This window comes from Streptomyces sp. NEAU-sy36 (genome assembly GCF_013423905.1).
GTDB lineage: Bacteria > Actinomycetota > Actinomycetes > Streptomycetales > Streptomycetaceae > Streptomyces > Streptomyces misionensis.
In genome coordinates this window covers 5,355,727-5,377,296 of sequence record NZ_CP058977.1, presented here as the reverse complement: position 1 = coordinate 5,377,296, position 21,570 = coordinate 5,355,727, and the positions used below count along the sequence as shown (strand labels likewise).

Genomic DNA, 21,570 nt, shown 5'->3' with positions numbered 1-21,570 from the left:
CTTCTCCTCAGTTCCCGCTGTCCAAGAGCGCGTCCAGCTCATCGGCGCTCATGTTCTCGACCAGGGCTATCTGGTCGGCGATCGACTGCTCTGCCGCGAACGCGTCCGCCGAGGCCGGGATGTAGGCCTCCAGCGTGGTTGCCAACTCGGACAGCCGCGACGCGGCGAAGACCACGTGGCCGGGCAACTCCATCCCGGTCCGCTCCTTCACCAGGTTCATCAGGCGGGTGGCCAGCAGTGAGTTGCCGCCGAGAGTGAGGAAGTCGCTGCTGTCGTCGATCAGTTCGGCGTCGATCTGCAGCAGCTCCGACCAGGACTCGACCAGGAACCGCTCGGTGTCGGTGAGCGCGCGGGCGGGCGGCTGCTTGGTACCGGCGGCGCCGTTCTCGCCGGGCCGGGCGGGCGCGGGCTCGCCGGGCTGGTCGGCCTCCGCGGTGACCGGACGTTCCGTCAGCGCCTCGGCTGTCGCCGGGGCACGGAGGCCGGCCGGTCGGCCGACCCAGTGCCGCGCCGGTTCGAACCACGTCGGCGGCAGCGATACCACCCGGCGAGGTGCCCGGTGCAGACCCTGCCAGGGGATGTCGATGCCGCGGACCCACATCTCGGCGATGTGCTCGTGGTTGCGGTCGGAGACCAGACCGGCGAGGAACGCCTCGCCCGACGGACCGGTCAGGACGCTGCCCAACGGCCCCGCCCCCTGCTCGGCATTGCCGAGGTGGAACGGTGCGGCCGACGGGCCGCCCCCGGCTGCGGCGGCCGCGTCCGCGGAGCCCTCGGCCAGGTAGCGGGTCAGGGCCTGCCGCAGCTGGGCCACGGAGTCGGCCACTACGGCGAGCCGCTCCGGCTGCGCCTCGCGGCCCAGCTGCGAGGTGTACGCGACGTCGGCCAGGCTCACCTCGCTGTCGGCCTCCAGGTAGGCGTGCAGCCGTTCTGCCGCGATCCGCAGCCGCTGCGGTGTCCTGGCGGACAGCAACACCAGATGGGGGCCGACCTCGTCGGGATCTGCCGCGGGCGCCTCGACCGCCGGCGGCGCCTCGACCACCAGGCTGGCCAGGCTGCCGCCCGCGGCCACCGAGTTGATCAGCGCCCGGCGCGGAGCGGGGGCACCCTGCCGGGCCGTCGTGGCGCGCGTCTGCCAGGTCTCCTGCTCCTCGCACAGTCTCAGCGCGGTGCCCTCGAAGTCCAGGTTCGGGTTCGGGGCTCCGGCCGCCACCAACGGCGCGAGCTCCTGGTGACGCAATTGCAGAATCACCTTGGTCAGTTGGGCTATGCCGGAGACCGCCTCGGGGTGGCCGAGGTTGGACTTCACGCTGCCCAGCGCGACCGGCTCGCTCACCCCGCGGAAGACTTCGCGCAGGGCACGCAGCTCGACCTCGTCGGAGAGCGGGGTGCCGTTGGCCGCCGCCTCGACGTAGCCGATGGTGTCGGCCTCCACCTCGGCCTTCTCCAACGCCCGTCGCATGACACTGACTTGCGCTTGGTAGCTGGGCTTCATGAAGCCGTTGGAACGGCCGCTGTGCAAGGAGGCGGTGCCCTTGATGACGGCGTGCACGGTGTCGCCGTCGCGCAGTGCGGCGGACAGCGGCTTGAGCAGTACGGCGCCGACGCCCTCGGAGGGCAGGAAGCCGTCACCGTCGCGGAAGCTGCGGCTGCCGGGGTGGCTGCCGAGCAGCTGCATCTCGGCCAGCGCCCGGTACTTGGCCGGGTGCACGGTGAGGTTGATGCCTGCCGCGACGGCCAGTTCGCTCTCGCCGCGCTGCAGATCGGCGCAGGCGAGGTGGACGGCCAGGGTCGAGGATGTGCACATGCTGTCCAGGGCGAGGCTGGGGCCCTCGAAGCCGAAGAACTGCGACACCCGGTTGGCGATCATGCTGTACGAGGTCGCCTCGGTGACCGCGGCCAGCGCGGGGTCCGACTCGTCCGCCCGGTGCAGCTGGTACGCCGCCCCGACGTAGACACCGACACGCCGCCGGTAGCGCCGCTCGACGGTGTCCTGGGTCACGCCGCTCTGCTCCAGCAGCTGCCACACGGTTTCCAGCATCAGCCGCTGCTGCGGGTCCATCGCCGCGGCCTCGCGCGGCGAGATCCCGAAGAACAGCGAGTCGAACCGGTCGATCCCGTCGAGGAAGCCGCCCCAGGCGCCGGTGGTTCCGTCCCAGCGGTCCGCCGGCGGTTCGGTGACGCAGTCCTTGCCCGCACGCAGGTTCGCCCATAGCGCTTCGAGGTCCTCGGCCTGCGGGTAGCGCCCGGTGACGCCGATGACGGCGATGTCCTCCTCACGGCAGGGCCGGCGCTCGATGTCTTCCGCGTCTTCTGCGTATGCGACGCGCTCCGCCGGTACCGGTGCCGGTATCGGTGCCGGTGCCGACGGCTCCGGCAGCGCGGACGGGCGGGGCGCGGCCGGCTCGCCGAGCAGCGCGCGCAGTGCCTGCGGGTGGTCGGCGGCCAGATAGCGGGCCAGCTCGCGGACGGTCTCGACCTCGAACAGGAGGGTCCGGGGCAGCGGCCCGAAGGTCTTCTCCAGCTCTGCGATCACGCTGACCGCGATGACCGAGTCCATGCCGTAGCGCTCCAGCGGGGCCTCCGGGGACAGCCGTTCGGGGGCGAGCTTGAGCGCTCCGGCCAGCAGCCGCCGCAGGTGGTCCACCGCTGGGTCCTCCAGCGACTGGGCGGTGTCGTGTTCCGGCATCTCACTCCGTTCGATGGGCGCTTGCTGGGATTCGTCGGTCACGGGGAAGGCGGCGAGGGCATCGGGGCTGCCCACCAGGACGGTGAGGGTGCTCCGGGTGGTGCTGGTGTTCTCCGGGGTCATGGCGTGCCGGAGGGCGGTCAGGCCGCGGGGGGTGTCCAGGGGGGCCAGGCCGAGGGTGCGCAGGCGGTCGCGTACGGCCCGGCCGCCGATGCCGCCCTCGTCCCAGAGCGGCCAGTTGACGCAGACCGTGGTTCCGCTGCGCACACCGGCCCGGACGAGCTGGTCGCGGTAGGCGGCGTAGGCGTCCATGAAGGCGTTGGCGGCGGCGTAGTCACCCTGGCCGGCGTTGCCGAACGCGCCGGTGACGGAGGAGAAGCAGACGAAGGACTTCAGCGGCAGCTCGCGGCTGAGTTCATCGAGGTTGACCAGGCCTTGCACCTTCGGCGCCAGCACCCGGGCCAGCTCCTCGGGATCCTTGCGGATCAGATAGTTGTCGGCGACCACACCCGCGCTGTGCACGATGCCCGTCAACGGCCCGTGACTGTCCGCGATGTCGTCGAACAACCGGGCCACCGCTTCCCGGTCGGCCACGTCAGCCTGTCGGTAGTCGACCACGAGGCCGCGGGCGCGCAGGGCGTTCAGCTCGCGCAGCTTGTGCTCGTCCAGCGGCGACCGGCCGGTCAGGACCACGGTGGCGTGGCCCACCGAGGCGGCGATCTCCGCCGCCACGATCCGGCCCAGCCCTCCGGCGCCTCCGGTGATCAGGTAAACGCCGCCTTCCTCCCACGGCGAGGCGCCACTGCCCACATCCGCCAGAGCCTTCCGGGCCGACCGGGCCACCAGGCGACGGCCGTCGCGGTAACGCACCTCCGGCTCCGTGTCCAGCGCTGCTTCGTGCTCGAGCCGGCCCGCCACGACGGACACCGGCACCCCGTCGAGACACTCGACGTACTGCGCGCGCAGGAACGGATTCTCCTGACGGGCGCTCTTCAGCAGACCGGCCACCCCGCCCAGACAGGCCAGCCGCTCACGCTCGCTGTCCGTGCCGACAGCCCCGACCAGCACCACCTGCACCAGCACCGGACGCCGCACACCACCGAGCAGGACCTCCCGCAACAGCGTGAACACCCGCCGCACGACCTCGCCGTACAGCCCCTCCAGCCGACCCTCCCCGACCTCCACGAAGTCACAGGACACGCCCACGGGCAACCCGGCCCGCAACCCCTCACGCTCCCCGGCACCCAGCCGACCGAGCACCACGACATGACGCCCGGCGAACTCGCCCGCACCACCCGCGGGCTCGCCCTCCCGCGCGACCCAACCAGGCCGCAGCAACAACATCTCCCCGGGCTCCGCCGCCCCGTCGGATTCCGGGACCGACACGGGCGCGGCCGCCTCGGCGGTCGCCTGCTCCCGAACAACGCCGAGGTCCGCCACGGGAGGGAGCGGCTCCGCCGCCTCGTCACCGAGGTCCAGGTCGTACCAGCAGCGGTCACGGGCGAAGGGGTAACCGGGCAGGGAGATCCGCCGCGCGGGCACGGCCGTCGGGTAGACGGTCTCCCAGTCGACCGTGGCGCCGTCGACCCACAGGCGCAGCAGTGCGTCGTACTCGCCACGGTCGGTCCAGTCGGCCGCGGCCCCACGGAGCGCCTGTTCGGCCGTCGCGTCCGGCGCCCGTCGGCCGGGGTGGGCGGTGCCGCGCAGCCAACTGCCCGGCCGCTGCGGGTCGGCGGCGAACGCCGCCAGCTGTGCCCTGGCGTCGGCCAGTGAGGTCGCAGCGAAAGCGAGTCGCTCGTCCAACGTCATCCGACCGATCTGCAGGGTCCAGGCGACGTCGGGGAGGTCGGTCTCGGCGAGCTGCGCCAGCCGTGCGGACAACCGCTCGGCCTGCTGCACGAGTTGGCCTTCGCTCTGGGCGGAGAGCACCAGCAGTGCGGGCCGGCCGGCCGGGGCGGGTGGCGCCGGGCGGGAGTCGCGCTGCTCCGGCCGGAATTCGGCGATGACGACATGGGCGTTCGAGCCGCCCGCGCCGAACGCGGACACACCCGCGATCCGCGGGAACGTTCGCCGCTCCCCGTCGATCTCCAGAGTCGGGCGGGGCCACGGTGCCAGCTCCCGCTGCACTCGGACCGGTGCGCGGTCGAAGTCGATGTGCGGGTTGAGGGTGCCGGAGTGCAGGCTCGGCACCAGTTCCCCGTGCTGGAGTTGCAGCAGCACCTTGGTGACGCCGGCGATGCCGGCGGCGCCCTCGCAGTGTCCGATGTTCGACTTGACCGAGCCCACCGCGATCCGCAGCGGCGGACCGCCCTCGGCCTGGAATGCCTTGGTCAGGCCCTTGATCTCCAGCGGGTCGCCCAGAGACGTCCCGGTGCCGTGCGCCTCCAGGTAGCTGACCGAGCGCGGGTCGACGCCCGCGGCCGTGAGCGCCTCGGTGATGACCTCGCCTTGCGCCGCCGGCGAGGGCACCGAGTAGCCGGGGGCCCTGCCGCCGTGGCCCAGGGCGGTCCCCTTGATCACTCCGTAGACGTGGTCGCCGTCGGCGATCGCCCGTGCGAGGGACTTGAGCACCAGCACGCCGACGCCTTCGCCTGGCACATAGCCGGTGCCGCCCTCACCGAAGCTGCGGCAGCGCCCGTCGGCGGACAGGTAGCGGCGCTGACTGAGCATCAGAAATTTGTTCGGGTGCGAGTGGAGGTTCACCCCGCCGGCGAGTGCCATCTCGCACTGGCCGCTCTTGATCGCCTCGCAGGCCAGATGGATGGCCGTCAGCGACGACGAGCACATGGTGTCCACGGTCATGCTCGGGCCGGTGAAGCCGTAGCTGTACGACACCCGGTTGGCGATGCCGGAGGCGCTGCTCGAGAGCGTGACCGCCTGACCGCGCTCCTGCGCCTGTGCGCCGTAGAGCTGGTACTCCTGGTACATGGCGCCGACGAAGACGCCCACCTTGCCGGGCGGCGCGACGGCCGCGGCTCTGCCGCCCGGTTCGGCCGCGGCCCGTGCGAGCAGTTCGCCGGTGTATCCGGCGTCCTCCAGCGCATGGTGGGCGCACTCGACGAAGACACGTTCCTGGGGATCGAGGAGCTCCGCCTCGTGCGGCGAGATCTGGAAGAACAGCGAGTCGAAGCGGTCGATGCCGTCGATGAACCCGCCCCATCGGCCCGAGGAGGAGCCTTCGACATCCGCGTACCGGCGGTGGTCCCAGCGCTCCGCCGGAACCTCCCGGATGCAGTCGCGCCCGGAACGGAGGTTCTGCCAGAACTCGTCCAGATCCTCCGCCTCCGGGTAGCGGCCACTGATGCCGACGATGGCGATGTCGTTGCCGACGCTCTCGGCAGCGGGCACAGGCGCGGGCGCGGGCTGTGGGGCGTCTCCGAGGATCCGGGTGCTGAGACCGGTCAGGTCCGCGCACACCCGGCCTTCCTGATCGAACACGGTGACGTCCACCCGGGCCTTCGGAGAGTCGGGGTCGCCTGCGCCCTGGTGCCTGATCCAGGCGTATGCCGTCACCGGAGTGGTGGCGGCGCACTCCACGTGTCGCACGGCGAAGGGCAGTGCGGGACGCGCCTCCTGACCGCTGTTCAGCCGCAGACCGACGATGGCCTGCAGTGCGCCGTCGAGGATGCTCGGGTGAAGCAGCCAGTCGTCCGACCCGTCCGCGGCCGCGGGCCGCCTCAGCTCTGCCAGTGCCTGAGGCCGTCCGCTCTCGTCGGTGCCGAGGCCCACGGTCACCAGGGACCGCTGCGCGGGGCCGTAGTCCATACCCACGCGCTCGTAGAGCTGGTAGAGGTCCGTGGCGGGAATCACCTGCTCCGTACAGGCCGCGCGCAGTTCGTCCAACCGCGGCAGGTCGCGGTCGCCGTCCTCCGACAGGCTCGCACGGCCCTGGCTGCAGAGCACGAACGCACCGTCGGCACCCAGGTACTGGATCGAGTAGTCCCAGCTGTCACCGGCCAACGGCCGTACGTCCACCCGCAGTTCCAGTCCGTCCTGGCCGCAGCTCGCCTGCCGCAGCCAGACGATGTCGTCCAGCCGTACCCGGCCGGGGTGCCGCCGGCCGAGTGCGCCCTGAACCGCCGCCCGCGCCAGTTCCAGTTGCACCACGGCGGGCAGTACCCGGGAGCCGCCCACCTGGTGGTCCCGCAGGAACGGCTCGCTGCCGTCGAAACGGGTCAGGTAGGCGACCGCGGCACCGTCGCGGAGCTCACGCTGGAGCAGCGGATGCGGGCGGTCCGCCGATTCCCGCGCCGGACCGGTCGAGGCCGGGGCCGACTCGTGCCCGGCCGCGGCGAGGTACTCGGCCAGGGCCTGCACGGTCGGGTACTCGGTGACGACGGCGGGCGTGAGAGCCAGTCCGAAGCGTTCGTTCAGCCGGACCACCAGCCTGGCGAGACCGGTTCGGTCGAACCCGAACTCGCGAAACTCGCTGTCCGGGCGCACCTCACCGGCCGGCACCCTCAGCAGGGCCGACACCTCGTCCACCAGCGCCGCTCGGGTCACGGCCGGCGCCTCGGGGGCGGCGGTGTCCGGCTGTCCGAGGCCGGCCGCCGCGAGTTCCTCGCGCAGCGCGGCCGCCAGCAGTGCGATCGACCTGTGCTCGAACATGATGGTCGGAGAGAGCGGCAGCGACAACCGCTCCTCCAGCTCGGGGACGATGGACACGAGGTCCGCCGACCCGAGCCCGAGATCGTAGAAGCCACCGTCGACGTCGACCTGCGCCACCGGTATCTCCAGCCGGGCCGCGACCAACTCCCGCAGGATGCCGAGGACATCCTGTGCGGCGACGGTCGTGGCGGCAGACGGGCCGACCGCCGGCTTCGGCTCGGCGCCCGTGGTCGCGGCATGCGGGGTCGGCTCGGCGCGGACGTCGAGGGCCGCCACGGCCCGCACCCGCTTCGCCGTGAGCCGGCCGACCTCGGCGACCTTCAGCCCGGTCTCGTCGTAGAACTCCACGGACAGCCGCATGAGTTCGTCGTCCCTGTCGGCCGATCCAGCAGGGACCCGGACGTAGCAGCGCCGACCCAGCGGCCCGGCCGCGCGGAACGACTCGAAGACCAGGGGCAGGTAGAGCTGGTCGCTCTCGCTCCCCTCGTGCAACATGTGCAGGCCCACGCTGCCGCTGAGCAGTCCGGCCTCGAACAGGGCCGGGTGAAAGAGGAACCGGTCCGCCGTCGTGAGCTGCTCTGCGGTCAGTTCCAGCTCCGCGACCCAGTCCTGGTCCCGCCGGTGGATCTCCCCGTCGATCTTCATCAGCCCGGAGTGGACCAGTTCGCGTCCCCGCAGCCAGGCGTAGAGGTCGAAGAGCGTGGTGAGCCGGTCCGCACCGGTGAGGGGCAGCTCCAGCCGCTCCTGGAAGGCGGTCGGGGCACACTCGGCCGCCGTGACCCAGGCGTGCAGGAGCTCCTCGTCGCCGTCCTTGTTCCGGCGTCGGCTGCCGACCTTGATCCGCCACCCTCCGCCCGCGACGGGCTGCCCCGCGACGGTGACCAGGACCGGGTCGCCGGGCGCGACGACGAGCGGCGCGAGGATCGTGAGATTCCGCAGCTCGACCTCCCGCATGGCCCGGCCGTGCCGCGCGAGGACCTGCAGCACGAGATCCACGTATCCGACACCGGGCAGCACGTTGCGCCCGTGCACGACGTGGCCGTGCAGCAAAGGGTTGTCGGCGGTGACGGTGAAAGTCTCGGAGAACGTCGGCGAGTCGGTCATCGGTGTCCATCCCGGCAAGTCGGTGTCCAGACACGGCGTCGAGGCGTCAGGGCAATCCGGCTCCGCCCACAGGGCAGCCATTCATACGGATCGCGAAGCCAGAATGGGAATTTCGGGCATGCCAATTCCGCGACTCGGCGCGATGAAAAGAAGAAATCGAAACGTGTGCTTGCCGACCCCGATAGGTCAGCAAGATCACCAAAGAAAGCGGAACAATCCGCTACGAATTAAACAAAGCCACTTGCGCTCCCCCGTGGTGCTCCGTCGTAAAGTATCTGGAGCTTGAACTCGTCCCGTCGCAGGATTCCTGCGCCGAGTCCTCCGCGCTGAACTGCGTATCGACGTTCCGTCGCGGCCAATCCTGTTAGGACACTAACTTGGTTCAAGACCCGACGCAATCAACACAGCGTGATCGTTGCGTGCCGCAGTCAGTGGCTGACGTAAAGTCAAATCCGGTCAAACAGTGGATACTTGATACCCAAGCGAACAACAGGAGACAACCGTGCAGATCGAAGGAAGCGTCGCGCTGGTCACCGGTGGATCGTCCGGCCTCGGCCTGGCGGTCGCCCGTGACCTGCGGGACCAAGGGGCGTCCGTGGTCATCCTCGGTCGTTCCTCGCGGGGGAAGGAGGTCGCGGACGAGCTCGGGGAGCGCGTCGCCTTCTGCGCCGGCGACGTGACCAGCCCGGAGGATGTCACCGCCGCGATCGACCTGGCCTCCTCCCTGGGCACGCTGCGCATCGCGGTGAACTGCGCGGGGATCGGCAACGCCTTCAAGACGGTCGGCCGGAACGGCCCGTTCCCACTGGACGCCTTCAGCAGGGTCGTACAGGTCAACCTGATCGGCAGCTTCAACGTCATCCGGCTGGCCGCGGCACGGATGTGCCAGGCCGAGGACGACGCGGCGGAGCGCGGAGTCATCGTCAACACCGCCTCGGTGGCCGCGTTCGACGGTCAGGTCGGGCAGGCCGCCTACGCCGCGTCGAAGGGCGGCATCGTGAGCATGACCCTGCCCATCGCCCGGGACCTGGCGCAGTCACGGATCCGGGTGGTCACGGTCGCGCCCGGCCTGTTCCGCACACCCATGTTCGACATCCTCCCCGAGGACGCGGTGGAGGCGCTCGGCCGGCAAGTGCCGCACCCGGCCCGGCTCGGCGACCCTTCGGAGTTCGCCTCGCTCGTCTCGCACATCGTGCGCAACCCGATGCTCAACGGTGAGACGATCCGGCTGGACGGCGCCATCCGGATGGCTCCCAGGTAACGGACGGAGCCGGCGGCCCCGCTCACCGAGAGCGGGGCCGCCGACTCCGTTCAGCCGTACGCCGGGCGGGGTGCTAGGACCACTGCGGCTCGGCCACGATCTCCAGGACCGCGGCACCGAAGTTGAACCCGTGCCCGAGCGCGGACATCACCACCAGATCACCCGGCCCGACCAGCTTGTTCTCCAGCATGTCGGCCAGCCCGGCGAACTGGTCACCGGCGCCCAGGTGCCCGAGGCGGCGGCCGAGCTCCCAGTTGGTCTGACTGACGTCGACGCCCGCGACGGCCTTGACGGTCTCCCAGTCGACCTGTGTCGCCCCGGAGTGCGGGTAGATGAAACGGGCGACGTCCTTGATGTCGACCCCCGCCTCGCCCATGGCCGCCAGCATCGAGGCCTGCTGCCCGCCGGCCAGCCCCTGCGCGATGTCGGCCACCTGGAGGTCCCCCGCGCTCAGGAACTCCTTGAGCCGCCTGCGCATGTCGATCGGCCAGCCCTGTTCGCCCGCGGTCTCCTCCCACTGCGCCGTTCCCCGGTACATGCCCTCGAAGCGGGTGTCGGAGATCACCACGGTGGACAGCAGGCGGGCAACGCCCTCGCCGCGGCGCAGAACCACCGCGGTCGCCCCGTCCCCGCGTGGCGCACCCTTGTCCGAGCGGTACCGGTCGAACATCGGCAGCTGGTACTTGTCGCTGGTGGTGATCAGGGCGGCGGACGGGGCGGGGCGGGCGGCCAGGTGCGCCGCGACGAGGTCGAGTGCCCCGAGGCCGCCGTTGGATGCCTGCTGGAGCTGGATCGCCGAGGCATTGCCGCCGACGGTGCGGGCCTGGATGTAGGAGGCGGGTGCCCAGTGGTCCAGCCCGTGGAAGGTCCCGCTGGAGACATGGGCGACGAGGGTGTAGTCCTCGCGGGCGGCCCGGCTGCGGCTCACTGCCAGTCCGGCCGCCTCGACGGCCATGTCGGCCTGGCTCGCGTCGTCCACGACGCTGACGCTCACGAGGTCGTCGGCCTCGCACTCCGCGGGGTCATAGCGCCCCTCGGCGGCCGCTTGCCGTACGTCCTCCAGCCGCCCCAGCCGGGTCGCTGCCGCATCTATGTAGATGTCGTTCCAGAGCATGGGTCACGTCTCCCTAGTCGGCTCTGCCGAAGGTTGCGGTGGGTGATCGAGAGCTCGCGGGGCACGCCGAAGACAGCGGCGAACAGGCGGCGCCCTAGCGGCGGCTGATACCTGATCAGAGACGGTGCGACAGCAACTGGGCGCACCAGCGATCCCCCGTGATGTTTTCGTAAATTAGCACGCACCGGTACCGGCTGGCGGCGCGTCTGAGCGGCTTGCCACCGGCCCTGCGTGGTGTCCTACTGATGCCCGGAGGCAGCGGGTTCGTGGTGTTGCTCTGCGGGTCGCCCGGCGGGTTCGGCCTTCAGCAGCAGGAACGCGGGGGCCGTCGCGCACAGCCCGATGGCCAGCACCCCCCAGAACGCCGTACCGAAGCCCGCCGCCTGCTGGGCGGGCGTCGTCGCGGAGTCGAGTCGGCTCTGCAGCACGGCGGCGAGGATCGCGGTGCTCAGCGAACCGCCGATGCGCTGCAGCACGTTGGTCTGGACGGTGGCATCGGCGATGGCCGTGGGCGGGATGACCCGGAAGGCCGCCGCCATCACGGGCACCATGGTGGCTCCGATACCGAAGCCGCGGAGCACCATGACGACACCGAGCAGCCAGTAGGAGGTGTGCGCGCCGACCAGCACGAAGGGCAGCGTGCCCACCGTGCTCACCAGGCCGCCGAGCAGCGCCGCGCGCCCGATGCCCAGGGACTCCACGAACTTCGATCCACTCCCGACCGCGATCGCGACTCCGATGCTCTGCGGGATGAGCAGCATGCCCGTGGCGACCGGGCTTTCGTGCCGCACGATCTGGAAGTACAGGGGCATCAGGATGACCGAGCCGAACAGGACCGCGCCCAGGAAGAAGTTGGCGACGGAGGCCGCCGTATACCGGGCGTTGCGGTACAGGCGCAGGTCGGTCAGCGGGACGGTCGCCCGCAGACCGTAGATCACGAAGGCTGCCAGGAGCAGTACACCGCCCACGACCCAGGGCAGCACGTGCCAGGTGGCGAAGTCACCTCGCGTGCCGAACTCGTTGAGCCCATAGGTGAGTCCGACGCAGCCGAGGGCGAGCATCAGGAAGCCCAGCAGGTCGAGGCGACCGGCTTCGGTGGCCTCGTCCGGCTCCAGCAGCCGCAGGGCGAGGACGACGATGAGCGCACCGATCGGCACGTTGATCAGGAAGATCCAGCGCCAGCCGGCGTGGTCGAGCAGCAGCCCGCCGACGGCCGGGCCGAGGATCGGCGCGAGGATCGTGGGAACACCGGCGACGCTCATGACCTTGGCCAGGCGTTCGGGTCCGGCGGCGCGCACCGCGATCATCTGCGCCACGGGCGCGGCGACCGCCGCGGCAGCGCCCTGGACGGCGCGGAAGGCGATCAGCTCGCCGATGGAGTGGGAAAGCCCGCAGGCCAGCGAGCCCAGGGTGAAGGCTCCGATGGACAGCGCGTACATCCGCTTGGCGCCAAAGCGAGCGGCAGCCCAGCCGGACACCGGCAGCACGGCAGCCAGGGCCAACAGGTAGGCGGTGACGGTCCATTGGATGGTCGACAGCGTCGTGTCGAACCGGTCGGAGAGCGAGTGCAGGGCGACGTTGACGATGCTGGAGTCGAGGAACGCGAGAAACGACCCCAGTGTCGTGACGATGAGCACCCTGCGCAGCGCAGGAGAGAAGGGCATGCGGAACAGGTCTCCGTTCATTCGCATATGGCTGAGAGCGCCGAGTCGGGCACAGCAGCGCCCCAGAATATAAGGGAAGGGTCCCTGACGACATCATGCACCGGTAAAGCTGACGCTCTGTCACTTTACTGTCAAAACGCCTTACCGGTCCGGGAAATGATCCTGAGCCATTGATCTCGGGCAACGCGTCTGGATAGAGTTCCGTGGACAAACGGGGGTGGGTCAAGCATGCTCAAGCGCTAGGCGTTCATTCACATCATGCCTCGGACGGCCCTGCCGCCTCCGCAGCGCGGAACGCCCTTTCTCCAAGGCCCGCGCGGTCACCTCAGCCAGAGCTACGGGACGGCAGACGTTCGCCGTACTTCCACGCTGTTGCGCCCGTAGCCGCCGCTCGCGACGAGCCGGTTTCTGGATGCCGTTCAGCCTGTCCAAACTCCTCATCGCGCGTGAAGGGCACGGATACGACATGGAATTGGACAGCACGGTGGAGACTCTCCCGGAGCCTGCGGAGATGTCGTTGTTGTGGCCTGGTCGGGTCGCGCGGAAGGGCGAGCCCGCGGGTGGTTGCGGGTGGCTTCGCCGGGCGTCATGTCGTGGTGCTCGGCCGGCTGGGTGCCGAGGAGCGGCACCGATGCCCCCGCCGCCTTCCCCATGACCGACGAATCCCAGCAAGCGCCCATCGAACGGAGTGAGATGCCGGAACACAACGCCGCCCAGTCGCTGGAGGACCCAGCGGTGGACCACCTGCGGCAGCCCCGGACCCTCCTGTCCGAGGTCGAGACCGTTCGCGAGCCGGCCCGCCACCCGGCCGCCGACCACCCGCAGGCACTGCGCGCGGTGCCGATCTCAGCCTGACCGTGCGGAGAGCGAGTCAGGTCCGCACCGCTGCCAGGAATCACCGGAAGGGGAGCAGGACATGCCCATGAACTATCCGACCGAGCACGCGGTTGCCGTCGTCGGGATGTCCTGCCGAGTGCCGGGCGCCGACAGCGTCGACGCCTTCTGGCAGTTGCTGGTGGACGGCGAGGAGGCGATCACCGACGTGCCCGCCGGACGGTGGGACCTCGACGGTCTGCCGGACGCGGACGAGGCGCGGGTACCCCGCAGGGGCGGCTTCCTCGACGGGATTGCCGGCTTCGACCCCGTCTTCTTCGGTATCTCGCCGCGCGAGGCCGCGGCGATGGACCCGCAGCAACGACTGGCGCTCGAACTCGCCTGGGAGGCGCTGGAGCACGCCGGTGTCGCGCCGGACAGCCTGCGCGGCGAGTCCGCGGCGGTCCTGCTGGGGGTCACCGGTGACGACTACGCGGCGCTGGTCCACCAGCACGGCCCGGACGCGGTGTCCCACCACTCGCTGGCGGGGCTGAGCCGGGGGCTCATCGCCAACCGCATCTCCTACCACCTCGGTCTGCGAGGGCCCAGCCTCACGGTGGACGCGGCACAGGCGTCCTCCCTGGTCGCCGTGGAGCAGGCCTGCCAGAGCCTGCTGTCGGGTGCCGCCGAACTGGCGCTGGCCGGTGGCGTACACCTGAACCTCATACCGGACAGCACGCTCGCTTTCGCACGATCCGGTGCGCTCTCCCCGGACGGCCGCTGCTACACCTTCGACGCACGGGCCAACGGCACCGTGCGGGGCGAAGGCGGCGGCATGGTGGTCCTGAAGCGGCTGAGCGATGCCATCGCCGACGGCGACCGGGTGCACTGCGTGCTGCTCGGCGGCGCGGTGAACAACGACGGCGGCGGCCAGGCCCTCACCGTCCCCGACGGCGAGGCGCAGCGAGAGTTGCTGCGCCGGGCATACGACCGGGCCGGAGTGGACCCGGCCCAGGTGCGGTACGTCGAACTGCACGGCACGGGAACGAGGGCGGGTGACCCGGTCGAGGCGCACGCCCTCGGCTCGGTCCTCGGTCAGGGGCGGGCCGACGGGGAGCCGCTGCTCGTCGGCTCGGTGAAGACCAACATCGGGCACCTGGACGGCGCGGCCGGCGTGATCGGTCTGATCAAGGTCGCACTGTCGTTGCGGCACGGCACGCTCCCGGCGAGCCTGAACTACTCCGAGCCGAACCCGGCGATCCCGATGGAGCGGCTGAAACTCAGGGTCAACGCCGCCACCGGCCCCTGGCCGCAGGGCCCGCGTCTGGCCGCCGTCAGCTCCTTCGGGCTGGGCGGTACCAACTGCCATCTGGTGGTCGCCCCGGGCCCCGACGACCAGGCCGCCGAGGAGTCCGCCGAGGTCACCGACCCGGTCCCCGTGCCGGTGACCGTGTCGGGCACGACCGAGCAGGCACTCCGGGCTCAGGCGCGGCGCCTGCTGGATCGGGTGGAGTCCGCTGCCGACCTGCGCCCGGTGGACATCGGGTACTCGACGGTGACCACCCGAACCACCCTGGGGCGGCGCGGCGTTGTCGTCGCCGAGGACCGCGGCGACCTGCTGACCGGACTCGAGGCGCTGGCGGCGGGTCAGGCCGCCCCGAACGTGGTGGAGGGCACGGCCGTTCCCGCGTCCGGCGTGGTGTGGATCTTTCCCGGCCAGGGACCGCAGTGGGCCGGGATGGGGCTCGAACTGTGGGACTCCTCACCGGTGTTCGCCGCGCGGATGGACGAGTGCGCGCGGCTGTTGAGCGGCCAGGTGGACTGGTCGCTCCGGGAGGTGCTCGCCGACGAGGCGGCGCTCGAACGCATGGACGTGATGCAGCCCGCGCTCTTCGCGGTCCAGGTGTCGCTGGCCGAGGTGTGGCGCTCGGTCGGGCTCGCACCCGCAGCCGTGGTGGGGCACTCCCAGGGCGAGATCACGGCGGCCTGCGCGGCGGGGATCCTCGCACTGCCGGACGCGCTGCGGCTGATGGTCGAACGCAGCAAGGCCATCGTCGCCCGGCTCTCCGGACGTGGGGCGATGGCCCTGCTGGCCATGCCGGTCGAGGAGGTCGACCAGAGCCGGGTCGCGATCGGCGCAGTGAACGGGCCCGACGCCGTGGTCGTGTCCGGACCGGTGGACACCGTGCACGCGATGGTGGCCGAGAGCAAGGCCCGGGGGGTGCGCGCCCGGATGGTCCCGATCGACTACGCCTCGCACTCGCCGCAGGTGGCGGAGATCCGCGACGAGGTGCTGCGCGCCGCCGAGGGAGTGACGGCCACACCGAACGAGGTCGCGTTCTACTCCACGGTCACCGGGGGCCGGTTGCCCGCTGAGACGCTGGACGCCGAGTACTGGTACCGCAACGTCCGTGAGACGGTGCGGCTGGAGGACGCGGTACGCGCCTTGGCAGCCGATGGCCACCGCGTCTTCCTGGAGGCCAGTCCCCATCCGGTGCTGACCGTGCCGATCCAGGACACGCTGCGCGACACATGCGAGGCGGTCGTGCAGGGCACCCTGCGCCGTGCCGATGGCGGGCTCCGCCGGTTGCTGCTCTCCATGGCCGAAGTGCACGCGCGGGGTGTCGCGGTGGACTGGCGGGCACTGTTCGAGGGCACGGGTGCCCGCAGCGTCGAGCTGCCCGGCTACGCCTTCCAGCGACAGCCCTACTGGCTGGGCGCATGGGGCGCAGCCGCGCCCCCGCGCCGGTTCGAACCGGCCGCGCCGGCCGCGCCTGACGAGTCCGACGCGTCCGATGTGCCCGCCGCCCAGCCGGCCGGCCTGGGGGAGCGGGAGCTGGCGGCCCTGGTCCGCGCCCAGGCGGCTGCCGTGCTCGGGTACGCCGATCCGCACCTGGTCGAGACCGACCGCCCGTTCAAGGAGATCGGGTTCGACTCGGTTACCTCGGTGGAGCTCAGCGACCGGCTCAGCCGGGCGACCGGTCTACGGCTGCCGAGCACGCTGCTCTTCGACCAGCCCACCCCCAGCGACCTCGTACGGCACCTCCATGACCGACTGTCGGGGAGCGACAGCCGAGCGAGCCGGGCCGAACGGGACGTCGCCCCGCACCAGGACGCGATCGCGATCGTGGGGATGGGCTGCCGGCTGCCCGGCGGAGTTTCGTCCCCGGAGGAGCTGTGGCGACTGGTGGCCGACGGGGTGGACGCCATCTCGGAGTTTCCCGAGGACCGCGGCTGGAACCTGGACCCGGCGAGCACCGGCAACGTCCGAACCGGCGGTTTCCTGCGGGACGCCACCGAGTTCGACGCCGACTTCTTCCGGATCAGCCCGCGCGAGGCCCGGGCGATGGACCCCCAGCAGCGCCTGCTCCTGGAGGTGTCCTGGGAGGCGCTGGAGCGGTCCGGCATCGACCCCGTCTCCCTGCGCGGAAGCCGGACAGCCGTCTTCACGGGCGTGATGAACCAGGACTACGTCCCCCCGCTGCACCAGGCGCCCGAGAGCTTCGGCGGGCACGCCCTGACCGGCGGTACTCCGAGCGTGGCGTCGGGTCGGGTGGCCTACACGTTCGGGTTCGAGGGTCCGGCGGTGACGGTGGACACGGCGTGTTCGTCCTCGCTGGTGTCCTTGCATCTGGCGGCGCAGTCGCTGCGTTCCGGGGAGTGCGAGCTGGCGTTGGCGGGCGGGGCGGCGGTGATGTCCACCCCGGGGATGTTCATGGAGTTCTCCCGCCAGGGTGGGCTCTCGCCGGACGGCCGGTGCAAGGCTTTCGCGGATGCGGCTAACGGCACCGGGTGGTCCGAGGGGGTGGGGGTGCTCGTGCTGGAGCGTCTGTCGGACGCGCGGCGCAATGGGCATCGAGTGCTGGCGGTGGTGCGTGGTTCGGCGATCAACCAGGACGGCGCCTCCAACGGACTGAGCGCCCCGAACGGGCCGTCGCAGGAGCGGGTGATCCGTGACGCGTTGGCGTCGGCAGGGTTGTCGGGTGCGGATGTGGACGCGGTGGAGGCGCATGGCACCGGCACCATGCTGGGTGATCCGATCGAGGCGCGGGCGCTGCTGGCGACTTATGGCCAGGGTCGGGTGGAGCCGCTGTGGCTGGGGTCGTTGAAGTCGAACATCGGTCATGCGCAGGCGGCGGCGGGTGTCGCGGGTGTGATCAAGATGGTGATGGCATTGCGGCAGGGGGTGCTGCCGCGGACGCTTCATGTGGATCGGCCGTCGCGTCATGTGGACTGGTCGTCGGGGGCGGTGGAGTTGTTGACGGAGGCGCGGGAGTGGCCGCGCCCCGGTCGGCCGCGCCGGGCCGGCGTCTCCGCTTTCGGGATCAGCGGGACCAATGCGCATGTGATTTTGGAGCAGGCGGACGAGGCGGACGAGGCGGACGAGGCGGAGCCGGTCGAGCCGGTGGGGTCGTCCGTGGTGCCGGTGGTGTTGTCGGGTGCGTCCGAGGAGGCACTGCGGGCCCAGGCGGCCCGACTGCTGGAGTGGGTGGAGTCCCGGCCCGAGGCGAGCCCGGCGGACGTAGGCTGGTCGTCGGCCACATCGAGGTCCGAGTTCGAGCACCGCGCCGTGGTCCTGGCCGCGGACCTGGAGGAACTGCTGGCCGGGCTGGGCGTGGTTGCCCAGGGGTCGCAGGAACCGGGGCCGGTCCAGGCGGTGGCCCGGCCGGGCGGCGGACAGGTGGTCTTCGTCTTCCCCGGCCAGGGCACGCAGTGGGCCGGGATGGCCGTCGAACTCCTCGACGCCTCACCGGTCTTCGCCGAGCGCATCGCCGAGTGCGCGGCGGTGCTGGCCGAGTTCGTGGACTGGGACCTGCTGGGCGTGCTGCGGCAGCTGGAAGGCGAGCCGACGCTGGAGCGGGTGGACGTGGTGCAGCCCGTTTCCTGGGCCGTCATGGTCTCGCTCGCCGCGGTGTGGCGCTCGTACGGCGTCGAGCCCGCGGCGGTCCTGGGGCATTCGCAGGGGGAGATCGCGGCGGCCTGCGTGGCCGGTGCGCTGTCGCTCGAGGACGGTGCCCGCGTGGTGGCCCTGCGCTCACAGGCGATCGCGAAGGAACTCGCCGGTCTCGGCGGGATGGTGTCGCTGGCCCTGTCGGCGACGGATACCGAAGCCCGACTGGAGCCGTGGCGGGGCCGGCTGGAGGTGGCGGCGCTCAACGGCCCGTCCGCCACAGTGGTCGCCGGTGATCCGCGGGCGTTGGAGGAACTCCTCGCCGCGTGCGAGACCGACGGGGTCCGGGCACGCCGGATCCCAGTGGACTACGCCTCGCACACCTCGCACGTGGAGCGCATTGAGGAGCGGCTGCACTCGCTGCTCGCGGATCTGCGGCCGCACCCTGCCCAGGTGCCGTTCTTCTCGACCGTGGAGCGCGACTGGCTGGGCGACGGGCTGGTGGACGCACGCTACTGGTACCGGAACCTGCGGCACACCGTGCACTTCCACGACGCGGTGCGAGCGCTGGCCGAGCAGGGGCATGACACGTTCATCGAGGTCAGCTCCCACCCTGTACTCACCATGGCGCTCCAGGAGATCCTGGACGGCGGTACGTCGGCGGCACCCGCGACGGTCTCCGAGACGCTCCGGCGCCAGGAAGGCGGCCCGGCCCGCCTGTTGACCTCAGTGGCCCAGGTGTGGACCAGCGGTGTCGCGGTGGACTGGCGCCGGGCCTTCGCCGACGCGCGCCGGATCGACCTGCCGACGTACGCCTTCCAGCACCGGCGCTACTGGACGGACGCCCAGTCGGACCGGCCCCTGCTGGTGCACTCCGTGGAGCTCGCGGACGGCGACGGCACCGTCCTGGCGGAGCGGCTGTCACTGCGCGCACGGCCCTGGCTGGCCGACCACCGGGTGCTCGGACAGGTCGTGGTGCCCGGCACCGCGCTGCTGGAGATGGCCCTGACCCTCGGCGGCACGGTGGACGAACTCACCCTGCAGACCCCGCTGGTGCTGCCCGCACAGGGCGAGGTCGAGGTGCAGCTCAGGGCCGGGCCGGCGGACCGGACCGGCCGGCGCGAGTTCCGCATCCACGGCCGGGAGCGCGATGGCACCGACCCGTCATGGCGGCTCTACGCCACAGGACAGGTGAGCGAGAGCGGGCCCGAGGAGTCCGGCTTCGACCTGACCGAGTGGCCACCGCCCGGGGCCACGCCGATGGAGCCGACCGACTGGTACGACCGGCTCGCCGACCTCGGCCTGGAGTACGGGCCGCAGTTCCGGAACCTGCGCCGGGTCTGGCAGCACGGCGATGAACTGTTCGCCGAGATGGCACTGCCGGGCGAGGCGGGATCGTTCACCGTGCACCCGGCGCTGCTGGACGCGGCGCTCCATCCACTGGTGCTGAAGGCGGGCCCCGGACCGCTGGTGCCGTTCTCCTGGACCGGTGTGCGATCCGTTCGCGCGGCCGGGGACCGGCTGCGGGTCCGGATCAGTCCGGCGGGCGAGCACCGGGCCTCGCTGGCCGTCGCCGACGGCAGTGGTGCCGAGGTGCTGTCGGTCGAGTCACTGACCCTGCGCCCGCTGGACGCCCGGCGCTTCGACCCCAAGCTGTTCCGGGTCGAGTGGCGGGAGGCCGCCGCGCACGGCAGCCCGGCCGAGTCGGCTGCCGGGAGCACCGCGCTCGCGGTCGAGCCCGTGCCCGGCGACACGCCGGAGGCGGTGCATCGGACCACGGAGGCGGTGCTGCACGACGTCCAGCGCTGGCTGACCGAGCATCAGGACGACGCGTCCCGGCTGGTGGTCACCACCCGGCGGGCGGTGGCCGTGGCGGCGGACGAAGACCTCGACCTGGCCGCCGCCACCGCCTGGGGGCTGCTCCGGTCGGCCCAGACCGAACATCCCGACCGGATCGTGCTGCTGGACTCCGAGGGCACCGATGAGCCGACGGCCGACCAGCTGGCCCGTGTTCTGGCGGCGGGCGAGCCACAGGTCGCCCTGCGCGCGGACCGGGTGCTGATTCCCCGTCTGGCCCGCGCCGGTGTCCCCGGCCCGGACCGTACCCTGACCGGCCCTGACGGGACTGTGCTGATCACCGGCGGGACCGGCGGGCTGGGCGCCACCGTCGCCCGGCACCTGGTGACCGAGCACGGTGTCCGCCACTTGCTGCTGGTCAGCCGCAGCGGCCCGTCCGCCGCCGGCGCGCGCGAGCTGGTGGCGGAGCTGACCGCGGAAGGCGCCCAGGTCCGGGTGGTCGCCTGCGACGTCACTGACCGGGCCGCGCTGGCGGAGGTCCTTGCGTCCGTGTCCGGGACGGCGCCGCTGCGGGCCGTGGTGCACGCGGCCGGGGTGCTCGACGACGCAGCGGTGTTGTCGCTCACGCCGCCGCGGCTGCACGAGGTCCTGGCGGCGAAGGTGGACGCGGCCTGGCACCTGCACGAGGCCACCCGCGGACTCGACCTCTCGGCCTTTGTCCTGTTCTCCTCCGTCTCGGCCACGGTCGGCCTGGCCGGGCAGGCCAACTACGCGGCGGCGAACGCGTTCCTGGACGCGCTGGCCCACCAGCGGCACCGGGCGGGGCTGCCCGCGATCGCCCTGGGCTGGGGGCTCTGGGAGCAGAGCACCGGGCTGACCGGTCGGCTCGGTGAAGCCGACCGGCAGCGGATCGCCGCCCTGGGCCTGCGCCCGCTCCCCACGGATGAGGGCCTTGCCCTGCTCGACCTCGCACTCGCGGCGGACCATGCTCACCTGGTGCCCACCGGGGTGGACCTGGCCGCAGCGGGCGACGCCGAGCCACCCGCGATGCTGCGCGGGCTGGTCCGTGCCCCGGCCCGCCCGGGCGCACAGGCCGGCCGGGTCCGGCCGGCCGCCGAGCCGCTGCGCGAGCGACTGCTCACCATGGCCGACCACGACCGGGAGCGGACCGTACGGCAGTTGGTCCGCAGCGAGATCGCGACCGCGCTCGGCCGGTCCGGACCGGATGACGTGCCGCCCGAGCGGGGCTTCACGGAACTGGGCTTCGACTCGCTGACCGCCCTCCAGCTGCGCAACCGGCTGGGCACCCGCACCGGCCTCACCCTGGCCGCCACGGTGACCTTCGACCATCCGAGTCCGGCCGCGCTGGCCCGGCACCTGCTGGAGCGGCTCACTCCGGAAGAGCCCAAGGCCGTGACCCCGGTCCTAGCGGAGCTCGACCGGCTGGAGGCGAGCGTGACCGCCGTCGGTGACGACCAGCGCCCGGCCGTCACCGCCCGGCTCTGGGCGCTGCTGGCCACCCTGACCGCCGAGCCGGACGGGACCGGACCGGTACTCGACCAGGAGCTCGCCGACGCGAGCGCCGATGAACTCTTTGCCTTGATCGACGATGAGCTTGGAAGGCCCTGA

At 71.7% G+C, this 21,570-nt stretch carries 6 protein-coding genes; 3 read left to right on the top strand and 3 right to left on the bottom strand.

Annotation, left to right across the window (positions count from 1 at the left end; translation table 11 throughout):
• Positions 1 to 7: 7 nt before the first annotated feature.
• On the bottom strand, positions 8 to 8,401 hold the full coding sequence (locus HZZ00_RS23535; RefSeq protein WP_180328316.1) for an SDR family NAD(P)-dependent oxidoreductase: 8,394 nt from the start codon (positions 8,399 to 8,401) through the stop codon (positions 8 to 10).
• A 502-nt stretch (positions 8,402 to 8,903) separates the two neighbouring features.
• Between HZZ00_RS23535 and HZZ00_RS23530 the strand changes: the two genes are divergently transcribed.
• Positions 8,904 to 9,662, top strand: a complete 759-nt coding sequence (locus HZZ00_RS23530) for a 3-hydroxyacyl-CoA dehydrogenase (RefSeq protein ID WP_180328315.1) — start codon at positions 8,904 to 8,906, stop codon at positions 9,660 to 9,662.
• Between the two features lie 73 nt (positions 9,663 to 9,735).
• Here HZZ00_RS23530 and HZZ00_RS23525 read toward each other — a convergent pair whose 3' ends face one another.
• On the bottom strand, positions 9,736 to 10,776 hold the full coding sequence (locus tag HZZ00_RS23525; protein ID WP_180328314.1) for a ketoacyl-ACP synthase III family protein: 1,041 nt from the start codon (positions 10,774 to 10,776) through the stop codon (positions 9,736 to 9,738).
• Between the two features lie 239 nt (positions 10,777 to 11,015).
• Positions 11,016 to 12,440 (bottom strand): DHA2 family efflux MFS transporter permease subunit, encoded by a 1,425-nt coding sequence (locus HZZ00_RS23520; protein ID WP_180328313.1) that lies wholly within the window; start codon positions 12,438 to 12,440, stop codon positions 11,016 to 11,018.
• Positions 12,441 to 13,133: 693 nt separating this feature from the next.
• Between HZZ00_RS23520 and HZZ00_RS23515 the strand changes: the two genes are divergently transcribed.
• Positions 13,134 to 13,295 carry a hypothetical protein gene (locus HZZ00_RS23515; RefSeq protein ID WP_180328312.1) on the top strand — a complete coding sequence of 54 codons (162 nt, stop codon included), beginning with the start codon at positions 13,134 to 13,136 and terminating at the stop codon, positions 13,293 to 13,295.
• Between the two features lie 67 nt (positions 13,296 to 13,362).
• A complete protein-coding gene (locus HZZ00_RS23510) occupies positions 13,363 to 21,570 on the top strand; it encodes an SDR family NAD(P)-dependent oxidoreductase (protein WP_180328311.1) in 8,208 nt (2,735 codons plus the stop codon).